At 30.2% G+C, this 16,740-nt stretch carries 15 protein-coding genes; 8 read left to right on the top strand and 7 right to left on the bottom strand.

Annotated features, from left to right (window positions below):
- The 4 genes from ACY2RW_RS00505 to ACY2RW_RS00490 all read left to right on the top strand — a co-directional run bounded on the left by ACY2RW_RS00505 (position 1) and on the right by ACY2RW_RS00490 (position 3,367).
- Positions 1-528, top strand: a complete 528-nt coding sequence (locus ACY2RW_RS00505) for an RNA methyltransferase (RefSeq protein ID WP_490120727.1) — start codon at positions 1-3, stop codon at positions 526-528.
- Positions 529-589: 61 nt separating this feature from the next.
- Positions 590-721, top strand: a complete 132-nt coding sequence (locus ACY2RW_RS00500; RefSeq protein ID WP_490120726.1) for a hypothetical protein — start codon at positions 590-592, stop codon at positions 719-721.
- A 35-nt stretch (positions 722-756) separates the two neighbouring features.
- Positions 757-2,700 (top strand): tetratricopeptide repeat-containing sensor histidine kinase, encoded by a 1,944-nt coding sequence (locus tag ACY2RW_RS00495; RefSeq protein WP_490120725.1) that lies wholly within the window; start codon positions 757-759, stop codon positions 2,698-2,700.
- Complete coding sequence (locus ACY2RW_RS00490; protein ID WP_490120724.1) at positions 2,690-3,367, top strand: response regulator transcription factor; 678 nt, start codon at positions 2,690-2,692, stop codon at positions 3,365-3,367. Before ACY2RW_RS00495 ends, ACY2RW_RS00490 begins: the two co-directional genes overlap by 11 nt.
- A 206-nt stretch (positions 3,368-3,573) precedes the next feature.
- On the opposite strand, the gene mgtE is transcribed toward ACY2RW_RS00490, so the two are convergent.
- Together mgtE and rsmA are read right to left on the bottom strand one after the other, a co-directional pair.
- Entirely contained in the window at positions 3,574-4,923 is a 1,350-nt protein-coding gene (gene mgtE / locus ACY2RW_RS00485; RefSeq protein ID WP_490120723.1) for a magnesium transporter, read from the bottom strand.
- Entirely contained in the window at positions 4,913-5,716 is an 804-nt protein-coding gene (rsmA, locus tag ACY2RW_RS00480; protein ID WP_490120948.1) for a 16S rRNA (adenine(1518)-N(6)/adenine(1519)-N(6))-dimethyltransferase RsmA, read from the bottom strand. Before rsmA ends, mgtE begins: the two co-directional genes overlap by 11 nt.
- A gap of 103 nt (positions 5,717-5,819) precedes the next feature.
- Between rsmA and ACY2RW_RS00475 the strand changes: the two genes are divergently transcribed.
- Complete coding sequence (locus ACY2RW_RS00475) at positions 5,820-6,665, top strand: hypothetical protein (protein ID WP_490120722.1); 846 nt, start codon at positions 5,820-5,822, stop codon at positions 6,663-6,665.
- A gap of 1 nt (position 6,666) precedes the next feature.
- Here ACY2RW_RS00475 and ACY2RW_RS00470 read toward each other — a convergent pair whose 3' ends face one another.
- The 3 genes from ACY2RW_RS00470 to ACY2RW_RS00460 all read right to left on the bottom strand — a co-directional run bounded on the left by ACY2RW_RS00470 (position 6,667) and on the right by ACY2RW_RS00460 (position 9,463).
- On the bottom strand, positions 6,667-7,215 hold the full coding sequence (locus ACY2RW_RS00470) for a hypothetical protein (RefSeq protein WP_490120721.1): 549 nt from the start codon (positions 7,213-7,215) through the stop codon (positions 6,667-6,669).
- A complete protein-coding gene (locus ACY2RW_RS00465; RefSeq protein ID WP_490120720.1) occupies positions 7,215-7,544 on the bottom strand; it encodes a DUF4286 family protein in 330 nt (109 codons plus the stop codon). Before ACY2RW_RS00465 ends, ACY2RW_RS00470 begins: the two co-directional genes overlap by 1 nt.
- A gap of 89 nt (positions 7,545-7,633) precedes the next feature.
- Positions 7,634-9,463, bottom strand: a complete 1,830-nt coding sequence (locus ACY2RW_RS00460; protein ID WP_490120719.1) for a tetratricopeptide repeat protein — start codon at positions 9,461-9,463, stop codon at positions 7,634-7,636.
- 126 nt (positions 9,464-9,589) lie between these two features.
- Here ACY2RW_RS00460 and ACY2RW_RS00455 point away from each other — a divergent pair, with 126 nt between their 5' ends.
- Complete coding sequence (locus ACY2RW_RS00455; RefSeq protein WP_490120718.1) at positions 9,590-9,733, top strand: hypothetical protein; 144 nt, start codon at positions 9,590-9,592, stop codon at positions 9,731-9,733.
- A gap of 56 nt (positions 9,734-9,789) precedes the next feature.
- Here ACY2RW_RS00455 and serS read toward each other — a convergent pair whose 3' ends face one another.
- The gene (gene serS / locus ACY2RW_RS00450) at positions 9,790-11,067 is read right to left on the bottom strand and encodes a serine--tRNA ligase (RefSeq protein WP_490120717.1); all 1,278 of its coding nucleotides are present in this window, start codon (positions 11,065-11,067) and stop codon (positions 9,790-9,792) included.
- A gap of 58 nt (positions 11,068-11,125) precedes the next feature.
- On the bottom strand, positions 11,126-12,058 hold the full coding sequence (locus ACY2RW_RS00445; protein WP_490120716.1) for a bifunctional riboflavin kinase/FAD synthetase: 933 nt from the start codon (positions 12,056-12,058) through the stop codon (positions 11,126-11,128).
- 192 nt (positions 12,059-12,250) lie between these two features.
- Here ACY2RW_RS00445 and ACY2RW_RS00440 point away from each other — a divergent pair, with 192 nt between their 5' ends.
- Together ACY2RW_RS00440 and ACY2RW_RS00435 are read left to right on the top strand one after the other, a co-directional pair.
- Positions 12,251-15,025: a TonB-dependent receptor gene (locus ACY2RW_RS00440; protein ID WP_490120715.1), complete on the top strand. Its 2,775-nt coding sequence runs from the start codon at positions 12,251-12,253 to the stop codon at positions 15,023-15,025.
- 15 nt (positions 15,026-15,040) lie between these two features.
- Positions 15,041-16,609 (top strand): SGNH/GDSL hydrolase family protein, encoded by a 1,569-nt coding sequence (locus tag ACY2RW_RS00435; protein ID WP_490120714.1) that lies wholly within the window; start codon positions 15,041-15,043, stop codon positions 16,607-16,609.
- Positions 16,610-16,740 lie beyond the last annotated feature (131 nt).

Genomic DNA, 16,740 nt, shown 5'->3' with positions numbered 1-16,740 from the left:
ATGAGAAAACTTAAAAATAATGAGTTAGGTAGGATTTCTGTAGATGAATTTAAATCTACTCCAAAAACACCATTAATTGTTGTTTTAGATAATGTTAGAAGTTTAAATAATATTGGCTCCGTTTTTAGAACTAGTGATGCTTTTTTGATTGAAAAAATTTATCTGTGTGGCATTTCTGCAACACCTCCCAACAAAGACATTCATAAAACTGCTTTAGGAGCAACAGATTCTGTAGCTTGGGAATATGCAGAAAGCACGCTTTCTGTAGTTAAAAGTTTAAAAGATTTAAAAATCAAAGTTTTGGCTATAGAGCAAGCAGAAAACTCTACAAAACTAAATACTTTTTATCCTAAAAAGGGAGAAAAATATGCAATTGTTATGGGAAATGAAGTAAAAGGTGTGCAACAAGAAGTTGTAAATGCATCTGATTTATGTATTGAAATTCCGCAGTTAGGCACAAAACACTCTTTAAATATATCTGTAACAACTGGTGTAGTTTTATGGGATTTATTTCAAAAAATGCAATAAAACAATTGGTTTTTAAATCTAAAACTATATTTTTAGAGGGTTAATATAAAAAAAGAGAAAAATGAATGAAAAAAAAAACGTAGACGTATGGTCTTTAAAGTTAAATCCAGGTGGTGATGGAGAAACTGGAACTGATACAGGAGGATCTGGTTCTGGTAATACAGGAGGTGAAGGAGAAACAACGAATACTTAAAATTTGAAGCATCTTTTTAGGTGCTTTTTTATGTAATGAAAAAACAAATAACCCTACTTTATTGTTTTACAGTACTTGTAACTTTTTCACAAGAAAAACAAGACTCTATCTCTTTTTATATAAAAAATGCTAAAGGTAAAAACAGGCATTCTTACTTAAAAAAAGCGGTTTTAATTTCTAACGAATTAAAGATAGATTCTCTTATAAAAAAAACAAATATCGCTTTCGGTATTCAATGTTATTTTGATAAAGACACAATTGGTTTAGAAGAATCTAAAGAAAATTTATTAAACCATTTTTTAAAAACTAAAGACTCTTTGTCTCTTGCAAAAGTGTATCATTTTAAAGCATTAATTCATAGAATTAAGTTTAACATAGACAGTTCTTTTTACTATTATCACAAATCTAAAAACATATCTATAATGTTAAAAGATTCTCTAGAAACTGGTAGAAGATTACTTTCTATGGCCAATATGCAGCGTTATGAATTAGACTATTTAGGAAGTGAAATTACAACCATAGAAGGGATAAAATATTTAGAGCCAATAAAAAATTATGTTTATTTAAACCCTCTGTATATTAATTTAGGAATAGTTTTATCTCAGTTAAAAAGATATGAAGAATCTAGAGCATATTTTACTAAGGCTAAAAACAACTTAAAACTTAACCCTAACAAAAGTAGAAGAATGCAAGACTCTTTGCATATTGTTGCTAACTATGGTAGAACATTTTTTTTTGAAGAAAAATATAAAAAAGCAAATTTATGGTTTACAGAAAGTTTAAAACAAGATAGTTTAGCAATTAAATACCCTTATCAATATATATTACTTTTAGAAAATTTAGCAGTTGTATATTATGGACAAAAAAAGTATTTAGAATCTATTGAAATACACAAAAAGATTTTAAAAAGTAGAGAAAAGAATAATGATATCCTAAACCAAAGTGTGACACATACTTTATTATCAGACACTTATCTTAAAATAAAAAATTATTCATTAGCAAAATATCATGCAGAAAGAGGTTTGGTTTTGGCCAAGAAGTCTAGAAATACACCTAGAGTTTTAAGTTGTTTAATTAATTTATCTAAACTTACAAAACCAGATAGAGCAAAAAAGTATTTAACGGAGTATATAGATCTAAAAGATAGTTTAGTTACAAGAGAACGAAATTTAAAAAATCAGTTTGCAAAAGTAAGGTATGAAACAGAGAAAAAGGAAAAAGAAAACACTACTTTAAAAAAGGAAAAAGAAAAACAACAATTAGAATTAGAGAGCGAAGAACAACAAAAGTTAATTGGTTGGTTACTAGCAGGAGTAAGTATTTTGTTTCTAGCCTTTGGTTTTACAATTGCAGCTAACAGAAGAAAAAAATTGTTATTCGAATCTAAGTTACAACAAGTAGCAGCAAGAGAAAAAGAAAGACAACAAATTGCAAAATCTTTGCATGATGAAGTAGCTGGAGATATAAGAATGCTGCATTTAAAACTGGCAAAAACAAATCAATTAGAAGAGGCTAAAAGTCTTGAGAGTATCAAAGAAAACGTAAGAAATTTATCACATCAATTAAGTAGTGAGAGTTTTGATAAAGTGTCTTTTAAAGATCAAATCATCAATCTGATTTCTGATTATTTTGAGCCAAATTTTAGAATTAAAGTAAACGAAATAGATGTTATTAACTGGAAAGAAATTAACAACTCTATAAAAAGAACGTTATTTTTATCAATAAGAGAAACGATTCAAAATGCAAAAAAACATGCAAAGGCTTCTGAAGTTATTTTAAGTTTTAAAGAAACTAAAAAAGCAATAACTTTGGTTATTACAGATAATGGACAAGGTTTTAATGTAAATACAAAGAAAAAAGGTATTGGTTTAAAAAACCTAAAAGAAAGAATAGAAGAAATTAATGGTGTTTTTACAATAGAGAGCGAAATTAACAAAGGAACAACAACTAAAATTGAAACCCCTAAAAATGGAAAATAAAACAAAAATATTAATTGTAGACGATCATCAATTGGTAATACAGGGTATTTTATGTTCCTTAAAAGAAGTTGGTAATTTTGATATAGTAACTGCAAATACTTGTGATAAAGCTTTTCAGTTGATAAAAACGCACCAAAAAACAAATCCTTTTCATTTATTATTTACTGATTTGAGTTTTGATAATACTACAGAAGACTCTCTTTTAGATGGAGGAGAAGAGTTGATAAAAGCCATTAGAAATAACGATTTTGATATTAAAACAGCTGTAATAACAGGTCATACAGAAACAAATAGAGTGTATAATGTAATTAGTAATTTAAACCCCAATGCGTATTTACTTAAAAGCAAATGCGATGCTACAGAAATTGGCTTTGCTGTTCAAAAAATGTTAACGAACGATTATTATTATACACACGAAATTCATCAAAAAATAATGCGTAGAAATATCATTCAAATCCAAATGGATGATGTTGCCATTCAAATTTTAAAAGAATTACCCAATCATCCAAAGATTTCTAATTTAGAAGGTATCATAAAAAAAAGTGATGGTTCTGATTTAAAACTTCGTTCAATAGAAACCAAATTAGGTAATTTACGCGCAGATTTAAACGCAAACAATAACACAGATTTGGTTTTAAAAGCCAAAGAACTGGGTATTATTGATTAGTTTTTTTCTTCTTGCGGAAATCCACATTTTAAACTACGGACTTTTACATGCTTACCTTTTTAATCTAATGTACTTTTGTAGTGTAGCTGTTTAACCAAACAAATACAAAATTAAAGAGGGGTTAATTGCAAATATGAGGTTAGGGGCTCATATTTAAAATTAAAAAGAAAAAGGTAAAGTCTTTCTGCGCTATCAGAAAGACTTTTTTATATACCTAAAATAAGTTTGGCAATTAAGAAATAGATTAAAATTCCAAAAATATCATTAGAAGTAGTAATAAAGGGACCAGTTGCAATTGCTGGATCTATGCCCCTTTTGTTTAAAAATAATGGGACAAATGTGCCAATTAAACCAGCTACAATAATTACAATTATTAAAGATACAGAAATAGCTAAAGCTAGATCTATTTTACCTTCGTAAACCCAAACAAAAAGAAATAAAAATATCGCTAAGACAGCACCATTTAAAGCAGCTAAGAGCATTTCTTTAAAAAGACGGCTATTAATACTCCCTTTTACATCATCATTGGCTAAACCTTGTACAATAATTGCAGAAGATTGTACACCAACATTTCCAGCCATTGCTGCAATTAATGGAGTAAAAAAGAAAAGAGCTGCATATTTTGCAAAAACACCTTGAAAACCTTCCATAATTATAAAAGCGCCAACACCACCTAACAAACCTAAAAATAGCCAAGGCAAACGTGCTTTGGTTAATTGTAAAATACTATCATCAGAGTCTACATCTTGTGTTAAACCTGCTGCCATTTGATAATCTTTTTCTGCTTCTTCTTTTAAAACATCTACAATATCATCAATGGTAATTCTTCCTACTAAAGTGTTGTTATCATCTACAACTGGTATGGCTTCTAAATCGTATTTTGCCATAATTTTAGCAACCTCTTCATCATCTTCATTTACATTTACCCAATCTACTTTTGGTTTAGAAATATCTGCAATTTTTTGGTCTGATTTTGCAATAATTAAATCTTTTAAAGACAATCTTCCCACCAATTTGTCTTCTTTATCTACCACATAAATAGAGTGTACTCTAGTAACTTCTTTGGCTTGCCCTCTAATTCTTCTCATACAGCCAGCAACTGTCCAAGTTTCATAAACTTTTACCAGTTCTTTTGCCATTAAAGCACCAGCAGTATTATCATCATAAGAAAGTAGTTCTTTAATATCTGCAGCTAGTTCATCATCATCTAAAGCATCTATAACACGTTCTTGTCGCTCTTCAGAAAGTTCTCCAATAATATCTGCAGCATCATCAGAGTCCATTTCACCAACTTCTTCTGCAATTTCTTTTGCAGATAAGTTTTCAAGAATTTTCTCACGAGTATCATCATCTAATTCTGTAAGAATTTCTGATGTTTTTTCGCTGTCTAAAAGTTTAATAATATAAACTGCTTCATCAAAATTAACTTCATCTAAAACATCTGCAATATCTGCAAAGTGAACTTCAGAAAACAGGGCAGTTATTGTTTTATCATCATTAGAAATGATAAGTTCAGATAAGTTGTCTAGAAATTCATCAGTAATCTCAAATGCCATTTTCTGCGAGTTTTTGCGTGAGTGAAATAAATTCTGAAACAGATAATTGTTCAGGACGTCTCGCAAATATAGGCTCTTCTTTTAAAGAATCCGAAAGTTTGAAAGATTTTAAACTAGAACGCAACATTTTTCTACGCTGATTAAACGCAGTTTTAACCACCCTAAAAAACAATTTTTCATCCACAGGAAGTGTATAATTTTCTTTTCTAACCAATCTAATCACTCCAGAATCTACTTTTGGAGGTGGATTAAAAACAGTTGGAGGTACTGTAAATAAATATTCTGCATCGTAAAAAGCTTGGGTTAAAACAGATAAAATTCCGTAAACTTTAGAGCCTTCTTTTTCAGCAATTCTTAGAGCTACTTCTTTTTGAAACATGCCTGAAAATTCAGGAACAAATTCTCTATTTTCTATAGCTTTAAAAACAATTTGTGTAGAGATATTATAAGGAAAATTACCAATGATGGCAACTTGTTTTTTATTGAAAATTTCTTGTAGGTTTTTCTTTAAAAAATCACCTTCTATAATTTCGAAATTTTCTTTAGATGTACTTAAGTTGAGGTGTTCTATTGGAAAAGTTTCATTTAAATAAGCCACAGATTCTCTGTCTAACTCCATTACAGTAACCTTTGGTTTTTTTTGTAATAAATACTTGGTTAAAACCCCCATTCCTGGGCCTATTTCTAAGACATTATCATAACCATTTCCTGTTAAAGAGTCTGCAATTTTTTTTGCAATGCTTTCATCTGTTAAAAAATGCTGACCTAAATGTTTCTTTGCTTTTACAGACATAACTTTAGTGTTTCTTATACTAAAAAAGTTTAGCATAAGTAACAAAGATACAGTTAAAATCGGCATAATTATTGGTGATGTTAGAAATTTAAAATCAACCAAAATGCTAAAAAAATTATTGTTCCTCGTTTTTACTTTTTTTGCCATCTCTTTTCATACTTTTTCTCAAGAAGGAAAGCTAAAAGAAGGAAAAGAAAGTCTAAAAAGCACCTCTTCATCGTCAACCACTACTACATCTACTTCAAAGAAAAGTTCAATAAGATCAAATAATAGTAATGATGATTTTTCTTTTGGTTCTTTTTTTGCAGAAATTTTTATCAAACTTTTTGCATATACTGCTTATGGTGTAGCCATAGAATCTCCTTTTGAAAATGAGGGCAGAATGCACGATGCAGAAATTGCACATTTTCCTTATGAATCTCCTGCTCATGGAAACTTTATTTATACAGATTCAATAAATTACAATGTTACAAGGTTTGATATTTACAATCGTTTTTTAGTAGAAAACAAGCATTTATATGGTACTAATTTTGGTGTAGATTTTCGCTTTTTAAAACGGTTTTCTTTAGAAGCAGATTATTTGATTTTTACTGAAAAAATAAAAGGAAAAAGAGATTCTTTTACCATGTTTTCTGCACTTTTAAAATATCATAGAATTAGAACACAACGTTTTGATGCTTGGTTTGGATTGGGTTTAACGCATCTTGGAAGTGATGTAGATGAGACCAAATTTTTAATGGGTTTTGGAGGCGAAATTTTTATAAAAAAACCAATTAGTTTGGCAATTTCTCACAAATGGGCAACTGTAAATTCAGAATCTGTGAACAACACAAAATTGCTTTTAAAATATCATATTAAAAATTATAGAATAGCAACTGGTTATGAACATTACAAAATAGGTGTTTCTAAAATTAATACTTTTTCTTTAGGTGTTGAAGTTAGTTTTTAGTTTATTGTTTACCAATCCAAGGTTTTAGTTCCTTTCTTAACTCTTTTTCCAGATTAGTTATAACAAATTGAAGTACTTCTTTATTTTCTTTAAAATCGTTAATATCTTTTAAAACGAAATATGTCACTGAAATCTTAGAGCCTTGTAAAACAGTATTTTCTTTTAGTTTTAGGCCATAAGTAGATTTCTTAAAATCATGAATACAATGTTCTTTAATTCTTGAAAAGAGTTTTTCACTTTTTCCTAAATAGAAGTTATATTCACTACCAAAATCAAATTTAACACAATTACCTTTTATAATGCTTGGTCGTTTTAAACCACTTTTTTTAGGTTTCCAAAGGTGTTTAAATTTTGTAAGTTTAAAATCTCTGTTTGGTGTAATTTTGAATAAGTAAACACCAAATGTATTAGGTATTTTATCAAAGTTTAGATTTGAAAAATCTAAATCAATTTTATTCTTAATAAAATCTAATTTAGTTTGATTAACTAAACTTTTTAATATTCCATCCCAATTTTCTGTTAGAGTTTTAAGAAAACTATTTATATCCATTAATTTCCTACACTTGTTGGGTAAAACTCTTTGATTAATCTTAACTCAGTTCTAAAAGCTAGCATTTTATCTCCAAATTTTTTCAATCCTTCTAATCGTAAATTATTAGCATCTTCTCTATAATAATCTTCTAAATCTTCTCTTGTGTTTGCAGTGTATTGCACAGAATAGGTTTTCCCTCCCATTTCTTCATCTACCAAAACTTCTGTTAGTTTTGCAGAGATAAATTTACCTGTGTTTAGTACTTCTAAAATGTGAGTTTCCATCCAAGTTAGCCATTCGTTATGAAGGCTTTCATCAATATTTATAGTTACGTTGTATATGTACATAGTTGGTTTTTAGTTAATAGTTTTTTGGCAGTTGGTTTAAGTTGCTATTTTAAAACTCAGACTAAAAACAAACAACTAAAAACCACAAATTAAATTGTATCTCCTCTTATCTTGCGATATTTTTTTCTGGCATCTACTAAATAAATACTAGAAGAATAGTCAAAAATAATCTTTTGGTAGTATTCAGAAGCTTTTTCTTTATTATTTAAATGATTATTATATAGTTCTGCAATGGTATAATATACATCATCAGCCAAAACACCTTGATTATCTGCAGCAACAATTTTTTCTAAGCTAGCAATAGCCTTTATATATTTTGTTTGTTTGATAAACGTTTTTGCTTGTAAAAAAAGGGCATCATCATAAACAACATCTCCAGGTCTTAACGTAACATTTTCTAGTTGTATCCCTTTAATAAATAACTCTTTTTTGATGTTTTTTTTATCTAAAAATAAATTGTTTAAGATTGCTAATGCATCTTCATCTTTATTTTGATAGGATAATAACTCTGCTTTTGCCAAATGTGTTAACCCAGAAGGAATAGAATCTACAGGTTCATTATCGGTAATTTTTAAAAATAATTCTACTGCATCATTGGCAATTAATTGTGTAGTAGAGCCTTTTAATACTTTTAGCTGTGCTTTTGCCCATGTAAAATCGCCTTTAAAATAGCTGGTTTGCGCTACTTTAAAACGTGCTTGTTGTGCCAATTCAGAACCTTTTAATTGTGTCTGAATTTGCGAGAAATAAATTAACGCCTTGTTATATTTTCCTGTAAAAACTAAAATATCGCCCAATTTTAATTTTATTCTTGCTTTGTCAAATTTAGAACGCGAAAAAGTCAATGCTTTTTCTAGTACTTGTTTTGCCTCTTCTGGTTTATTTTGCTGAAAAGTTAAAAAATCTGCGTATTCAATTTGTAATTTTATGGTAATTGTATTTTTACCAAACTCTTTAAATAAAGATTGAAAAAGCTGCTCTGTCTCTGGGTTTTTTGTTGCAACTGCAATTTTTGTTATATACAAATGGGCACTAATTTTTTCTTCTTTTAAGGTTGAATTTTGAGTAATAAATTCAAACGAAGATTTTGCAGCATCATAATCTTTATTTTCAAAAGCAATTTTACCCAAATTAAAGATAGCAGCTAAATCTTCTGGTTTTCTTTTGTAGAGTGCTTTTTCTTGAATTAGCGCTTTTCCATAATCTTTTTGTTGAGTAAATAACCAGCTTAATAGTACATTCCAAACATCTTTTGGTTTGCTTGCAGATTTTTTTAAGAGTGTTTTTCTAAATAAAATATTCGCTTCGTTTTCTGCATCATCTGTAATGTATCTGCTTGCATATCTTTGTACTAAACTGTAGTAGTTTATGTTTTTATCAACCAAATTAATGTAAGATTCAAACATTTTTTTGAATTCTCCTTTTTCTCCGTAAATCTGTGCAATTTGAAAGCTATAATTGACGTTTTCATTCAACTCCATGGCTTTTTCATAAGTTAAAATAGCTTTATCTAGCAAATTGTAGTCTTTAAAAACACGACCAATTATGCCCCCATAAGCTCCTTTTTTACCAATGTTTTTTATGGCTAAATTATAGTTGATTTGTGCTAGCTCATTTTGTTTTTGACGCTCATAATTGTACCCTAAATAAACATATAAATAACCCAAATTTGGATTTTGTTTTATTTTAGATTTTACCAGCGTTTCTACTTCTGTAAATTTTTCTATTTCTTGATAGCAAGAAATTAATCGCCCTAAATAAGTAGTATTAAAAGTGCTTTTTGTGTAGAGTTTTTTAAATATTTGAATTGCTTTTTCATACTCTCCTTCTCTGTAATAATTTTCTGCTAACAAATAATCACTTTGAGAGAAGCTAGTACTGCTAATGATTAAAAAAAAGAGGAAGATAATTTTTTTCATTGAGCTCAAAGATAATCAACATAAATGTTAAAATTTTACTAAACCAATAGTTTTTGAGTGCTTCTTTTGTAACGTTTTGGCACGAAAGTTGTCTATACTGTAAATAACCAATCAAATTTTATAGTTATGAATACATTTTCAAGACAATACGAAATCGCAAAAAACAACTCAATAGAGTTTATGAAAAATGGTCAAATAAGTGCTTATTTAAATGCGCTTTTAGAAATGAATAAGTACAAAAGACTAATGGTTGCAGTTGTAGCAAATTAGTTTTTTGTTGATGGTTTTTAGTTAAAAAAGATTGACTAAAAAAGAACAACAATAGACTATGACCCAATAAAATCAAATCCAGTATAAGGAATCAAGACTTCCGGAACTTGAATTCCATTTTCGGTTTGATAATTCTCTAAAATTCCAGCCAAGACACGAGGTAAAGCCAAAGAGCTTCCATTAAGTGTGTGTGCCAATTCACTTTTTCCTTCCTTGTTTTTAAAACGTAGTTTTAATCTATTTGCTTGAAAAGTCTCAAAATTTGATGCAGAACTAATTTCTAGCCACCTATCTTGAGCTGTAGAAAACACTTCAAAATCGAAAGTTAAAGCAGCTGTAAAACCTGTATCTCCCCCACACAAACGTAAAATTCTATAAGGTAATTTTAATTCTCTTAAAATATCTTTAATGTGCTCAACCATTCCATTTAAAGCATTATAAGAGTTATTTGGATGCTCAATTCTAACAATTTCTACTTTATCAAATTGATGCAATCTGTTTAGACCACGAACATGTGCACCATAACTTCCAGCTTCGCGTCTAAAGCAAGGTGTGTAGCCTGTAGCAGTAATTGGAAAATCTGATTCTTGCATTAAATTATCACGAAACATATTGGTAATAGGTACTTCTGCAGTAGGTATTAAAAATAAATCATCTTCTGTTGCATGATACATTTGTCCGTCTTTATCTGGCAATTGCCCAGTTGCAGTTGCAGAAGCAGTATTTACCAAATGCGGAACTTGATATTCTTTGTAACCAGCCTCAACATTTTTATCTATAAAATAATTGATTAAAGCTCTTTGTAATCTTGCTCCTTTTCCTTTATAAACTGGAAAACCAGCACCCGTAATTTTGTTTCCTAACTCAAAATCGATGATGTCGTATTTCTTAGCTAACTCCCAATGAGGTAAAGCATTTTCACCTAAAACAGGAATGGTACCTTCGCTAAAAATAATCTCATTATCTTCTTCAGAAGTTCCAGCTTTTACAGAAGCATGAGGAATATTTGGAATTTGATATAACAAGTTTTGCAAGTCATCAGCAAAAGTATTTAAACTTTCTGCCAACTCTTTAGATTGTGTTTTTAACTGACCTGTTTTTTCTTTTAAAAGGTTTGCTTTTTGTATGTCTCCAGATTTGTAAAGGCCTCCAATTTCTTTAGATATTTTATTAGATTCAGCCAACACATTATCTAACTCAACTTGAGTTTTTCTTCTATTTTCATCAGCAGTTAAAACTTCCTCAATAATTGTTTCAGCATCCGCAAAATTACGTTTTGCTAAACCTTCTAAAACAATTTGCTTGTTGTCTCTAATAAATTGTACTTGTAACATTTTCTATGCTTTTAAAGCAGCAAAGATACAGTAAGCTTAAGACTTAAACAACGCAGATTTAGAGATTGTTTTTTATATAATCTCTTGCAGTTTTTTCGTCTTTTTTTATCTGATGAATTAACGCATCTATTGAGTCAAATTTTTGTTCATCACGTAAAAAATAGAGGAGTTCAATAGTTAAGTTTTTTCCATACAAATCTTGATTAAAATCAAAAAAATGGACTTCTATGGTTTGGTAACTCCCATCTACAGTGGGTCTGTTCCCAATATTCATAACACCAAAAATTATGTTTTTATCAATTGTAGATTTTACTAAATAAACACCAGTTTTAGGAATAAGCTTGTAAGACTCTTTAATATCAATATTTGCTGTTGGATATCCAATTTTACCACCTAATTTTTTACCATTTACAACTTTGCCATTCAATGTAAAATTATAACCTAAATATTTATTTGCAGTTTTTAAATTTCCAGAATGCAAAGCATGTCTAATTTTTGTAGAACTTACAGAAACATCGTCAATATCTTGTGCAGGAATTTCTTCGACATTAAAATCATATAAATGACTATATTCAGTTAATTGCACAATGTTTCCTTCTCTATTTTTACCAAAGTGATGGTCATAACCAATAATTAGTTTAGAAATGTTTAGTTGATTTACCAATATATTTCGAACAAACTCTAAAGCAGACATCCTTGAAAAATCTTTGCTAAAAGGATGAATAATTAAGAAATCTAACCCTGTTTTTTTTAACAGTAATTTTTTCTCTTCAATGGTGTTAATCAACTCAATATTGCTGCCTTTTTGTAAGACCATTCTTGGATGAGGAAAAAAAGTTAATAAAACCGATTTTTTATGTTCCTTTTTAGCTTCTATAACCAACTTTTCTATTATTTTCTGATGGCCAAAATGTACGCCATCAAAAGTACCAATAGTAACAAATGTTTTTTCTTTGGATGAAAAGTTAGAAATATCTTGAATTGTTTTCAACAAAAAGTAATTTTAAACCGCAAATGTACAATATCTAAATTGTTTAAAAAGACATAAACAGAATCGATTAAACAAATCTAATACGATATAAAAAAGTCTTTTATTTTATTAAAAACATAAATTTTATAGGATAATAATATCAAATTCAAAAAAAATTGTATTTTGCATCTTAGTTAACAAATAATTCAAATTATGATAAAAAAGATTTTACTTTTAGCATTTATAGCTTTTGGTAGTGTAACAATGGTAGCTCAAACCACTGTAACAGGTACAGTTAAAGATGCAAAAACAGGAGAAACACTTCCTGGTGCAAACATTAAAATTTCTAGAAAAGCTGTTGGAACAACAACAGATTTTGATGGAAAATTTGTTTTAAACGTGTCAGACAACCCACCTTTTACACTAGAAATTTCTATGTTAGGTTTTCAAACAGAAAAAATAGAAATAACAAAAAACAATCAAAAAGTAGAAGTTAGCCTAAAAGAAAATGAAACTTCTTTAGATGAGATTGTAGTTTCTGCTTCTAGAACTCCAGAACGTATTATGGAGTCTCCTGTAACTATAGAAAGGATGGATAGTAGAGCTATTAAAAATACTTCTGCACCTTCATTTTATGATGGTTTAGAAAATTTAAAAGGAGTAGATATTAATACCAACAGTTTAACCTTTAAATCTGTAAATACACGTGGATTTGCAACATTTGCAAATACAAGATTTATGCAACTGGTAGATGGTATGGATAACTCATCACCAGCTTTAAACTTTGCAATTGGTAACTTGTTAGGAATGTCTGAATTAGATGTAAAAACAGTAGAGTTACTTCCTGGTGCTTCTTCTGCATTATATGGAGCAAATGCCTTTAATGGTATTATGTTTATGACTAGTAAAAATCCTTTTGATGATCAAGGAATAAGCGTTTCTTTAAAAGGTGGAGTTACTTCTCAAGAAGCTGCTGGTACAAATGAATATTACGATCTTAATATTAGAATGGCGTATGCTTTTTCTGATAAGTTTGCAGCAAAAGCAACACTATCTTATTTAGATGGTACAGAGTGGTTTGCAACTGACTATAGAAATACTAGAAATAGAGAGTTTATTGCTGGAGACAGACAATCTGATAAAAATTATGATGGTTTAAATGTTTATGGAGATGAGGTTTCTACCAATTTAGGAGGAGCTATTGGAAACGTAAGTAGAACAGGTTATGAAGAAAGAGATTTAATGAACTACGAAGCTAAAAGCGTAAAGTTTGGTGGGTCTTTAAACTATAGACCTTTTGGAGATGATCGTTTAGAAGTAATTTGGAACTCTAAGTTTGGTGTAGGAAATACTATTTACCAAGGTACCAATAGATATAATATTCAAGACTTTTTGTTAGAACAACACAAGTTAGAGTTTAGAGGTAAAAACTTTTTTGTAAGAGGATATGTAACTAGCGAAGATGCAGGTAATTCTTACGATACTCGTTTTGCAGCCATTAATATTAACAGACAATGGAAAAGCGATACCCAATGGTTTACAGAATATGCAGGAACTTTCTTTGCAACAGGTTCTCATGCAACTGCAAGAGCTATAGCAGACACAGGAAGATTTCTTCCAGGAACACCAGAGTTTAAAGCTGCTTTTGATAAAGTAACTTCAGATCCAGATTTGGTAACAGGATCTAAATTTCAAGACAATACAAAATTGTATCATGCAGATGCAAACTATAATTTTCAAGACGTTATAGATTGGGCAGAATTTCAAATAGGAGGTTCTTATAGATTGTATTCTTTAAATTCTCAAGGAAGTATTTTTACAGATAATGATGGACCTATAGATTATGATGAATTTGGAGTTTACACTCAAATGCAGAAAAAGTTTTTAGAAGATGATCGTTTAAAGTTAACTGCTTCTATACGTTATGATAAAGCACAAAATTTTGACGGGAACTATTCTCCAAGAGTATCATTTGCGTATGCAGCAGGAGAAAATAAAAACCAAAACTTTAGAGCTTCTTTTCAAACAGGATTTAGAAATCCAACTACACAAGATCAATACATTGGTTTAAATGCAGGTAGAGGTTTCTTAGTGGGTTCTGCTCCAGACAATTTAGACAGGTATAATACACAACCTTTATTAGTTAGTACTATTGGTCAAAACTTTACAGGTGGTGCTTCAACAATATCTGTATCTGGAAGGTCTGCTTATGAAAACGCATTTTCTCAAGCTTCTGTTGTAGCTTTTGCAGCAGATAATACAAAGTTACCAACAAGTGCAGATGTAGCTTTAGTAAAACCAGAAAGAGTAACTGCTTATGAAGTAGGATATAGAGGTTTAGTAGCAGCAGGAGAATCTAATGTAACTATAGATTTAAGTGTTTATTACAATCAATATGAAGATTTTATTGCGAACAAAAATGTTGTTGTTCCATTTTATGGAGATGTTGCCTTAACACAAACAGCTCCTGTTGGGCCAGGAGGTGCTCAAGTACCATTAGCTTTGGTTGCTTTAGGAAATAACGATTTTACAGCGTTTCAAACTTATACAAACTCAGCAGCAGACATCAGTTCTTATGGTGCTACAATTGGTATAAATACAAAAATCTTAAATGGATTTAACTTGGGAGCAAACTATACGTATGCAAAATTTGATTTTGACCAAGCAAGTGATCCAGATTTTCAAGCAGGATTTAATACACCAGAACACAAAGTAAAATTACAATTCGGAAACCCAAATCTATTTGAAAATTTTGGCTTTAACATTAATGCAAGATGGCAAGATAAATACAGATGGGAAGCTACTTTTCACGAGTCTACTGTAACTGCTAGAACAGTTTTAGATGCACAAATTAATTATACAGTACCAAGCTTAAAATCTGTATTTAAATTAGGAGGAGCAAACTTAACAGGTAATGAATATGTTAGTGCTCCAGGTGTTGGTGCTATTGGTTCTCAATACTACTTATCTTGGACAATTAATAACTAAAAAAACAAATCATTTATGAAAAATTATAAATATATAGGCTTATTTCTTTTATCTATTGGCTTTGCCTCTTGTGAAGAAAGTAGTGACTTTGACCCAATTTTAGAAAAAGAGGCTGAAGTAGTACAATTAAATAAAGGCGATTTAGACTTTTCCAAATATGTAGCTGTTGGTGCTTCTTTTACTGCAGGTTTCACAGATGGAGGATTGTTTATTGCTGCTCAAGAAAACTCTTTTCCAAACATTTTAGCAAGTAAATTTGCAATGGCTGGTGGAGGAGAATTTAAACAACCTTTAATGAATGATAATATTGGAGGTCTGTTATTTTTAGGAAATGTAATTCAAGGCCCACGATTAGTTTTTAAAGGAGCAGGACCAGCACCTTTAAGTGCAGTACCAACTACAGAAGTTACTTCTTCTGTTAGTGGTAATTTAAACAACTTTGGTATTCCAGGCGCAAAAAGCTTTCATATAATTGCTCCAAATTATGGAAATCCAGCAGGAGTTCCAGTAGGAGCTGCCAACCCATATTATGCAAGAATGGCATCAAGCCCAGCAGCTACAGTATTAGGAGATGCAATGGCTCAAAGCCCAACTTTTTTTACGTTAAGTGAAATGGGAGGTAATGATGTTTTAAGTTATGCTACTTCTGGAGGTTCTGGTGTAGACCAATCTCCATCAGCTACAAACCCTACAGGAAATTTAGATCCAAGAACTTATGGGTCTAATGATATTACAAACCCACTTGTATTTAAACAAGCATTTTCAGGTATGGTTGCTACCTTAACTTCTGGAGGAGCAAAAGGCGTTGTAGCTAATGTACCATACATTACTTCTTTGGCACATTTTACAACTGTACCTTATAATCCGATTCCTATGAGTGATGCTCTTGCAACACAAGTAAATGGAGCTTACGCTGCTTATAATGCAGGTATTAAACAAGCTTTTGCAGGTTTAGTTCAATTAAAAGTAGTAACACAAGCACAAGCAGATGCAGAAATAGCTAAAAGAACAATTAGTTTTTCTGCAGGACAAAATGCTGTTGTTATTGTAGATGAAGATTTAACAGATTTAGAAGCATTAAATCCAGCTTTTGCAGGTTTAAAACAGTTTAGACAAGCAACAAAAGATGATTTATTTGTGTTACCAGCTTCTTCTTTTATTGGTACTTTAGCAGATCCTAACAACCCTTTAAGTGTAAATGGTGTAGGTGTAGCTTTAGCAGATAAATGGGTATTAACTCCACAAGAGCAAGCAAAAATTAAAAAAGCTACAGACGCTTATAACACTGCTATTGATGAAGTAGTGGCTGCGAATCAAAATATTGCTTTGGTAGACTTTAAAAATATTTTAATTGAAGCATCTTCAGGAATTATGTTTGGAGAGTATGTAATGAACACAAGTTTAGTTAGAGGAGGTTTAATAAGTTTAGATGGTGTACACCTAACAGCTAGAGGTTATGCATTATTGGCAAATAAGATGTTAGAAGCAATCGATAAAAAATTCGGCTCTAATTTTACTGCTGCTACAAATGGCTTAGCAAAAGCAGATGATTATTCTACAAACTACTCTGCATCTTTAAGATAATAGATTTTTAATTAAATTTAGTACTAAAAAGAGGCTGTCTGAAAAGTCAAAAAATTAACTACTTGTCATATTGAGCCTGTCTTGAGCGAAGACGAAAGGCTCAGTTTGACATACTTAACTACTTTTCAGAC

Source organism: Polaribacter sp. 2305UL8-11 (assembly GCF_058147165.1).
Note: the sequence above shows the minus strand (reverse complement) of the source record. Positions and strands in the feature narration are given on the sequence as shown.

Excerpts from the sequence above, each read along its gene's own strand:
- ACY2RW_RS00505 (WP_490120727.1), top strand. The coding sequence starts at position 1 with ATGAGAAAACTTAAAAATAATGAGTTAGGTAGGATTTCTGTAGATGAA.
- ACY2RW_RS00500 (WP_490120726.1), top strand. The coding sequence starts at position 590 with ATGAATGAAAAAAAAAACGTAGACGTATGGTCTTTAAAGTTAAATCCA.
- ACY2RW_RS00495 (WP_490120725.1), top strand. The coding sequence starts at position 757 with ATGAAAAAACAAATAACCCTACTTTATTGTTTTACAGTACTTGTAACT.
- ACY2RW_RS00490 (WP_490120724.1), top strand. The coding sequence starts at position 2,690 with ATGGAAAATAAAACAAAAATATTAATTGTAGACGATCATCAATTGGTA.
- mgtE (WP_490120723.1), bottom strand. The coding sequence starts at position 4,923 with ATGGCATTTGAGATTACTGATGAATTTCTAGACAACTTATCTGAACTT.
- rsmA (WP_490120948.1), bottom strand. The coding sequence starts at position 5,716 with ATGTCTGTAAAAGCAAAGAAACATTTAGGTCAGCATTTTTTAACAGAT.
- ACY2RW_RS00475 (WP_490120722.1), top strand. The coding sequence starts at position 5,820 with ATGCTAAAAAAATTATTGTTCCTCGTTTTTACTTTTTTTGCCATCTCT.
- ACY2RW_RS00470 (WP_490120721.1), bottom strand. The coding sequence starts at position 7,215 with ATGGATATAAATAGTTTTCTTAAAACTCTAACAGAAAATTGGGATGGA.
- ACY2RW_RS00465 (WP_490120720.1), bottom strand. The coding sequence starts at position 7,544 with ATGTACATATACAACGTAACTATAAATATTGATGAAAGCCTTCATAAC.
- ACY2RW_RS00460 (WP_490120719.1), bottom strand. The coding sequence starts at position 9,463 with ATGAAAAAAATTATCTTCCTCTTTTTTTTAATCATTAGCAGTACTAGC.
- ACY2RW_RS00455 (WP_490120718.1), top strand. The coding sequence starts at position 9,590 with ATGAATACATTTTCAAGACAATACGAAATCGCAAAAAACAACTCAATA.
- serS (WP_490120717.1), bottom strand. The coding sequence starts at position 11,067 with ATGTTACAAGTACAATTTATTAGAGACAACAAGCAAATTGTTTTAGAA.
- ACY2RW_RS00440 (WP_490120715.1), top strand. The coding sequence starts at position 12,251 with ATGATAAAAAAGATTTTACTTTTAGCATTTATAGCTTTTGGTAGTGTA.
- ACY2RW_RS00435 (WP_490120714.1), top strand. The coding sequence starts at position 15,041 with ATGAAAAATTATAAATATATAGGCTTATTTCTTTTATCTATTGGCTTT.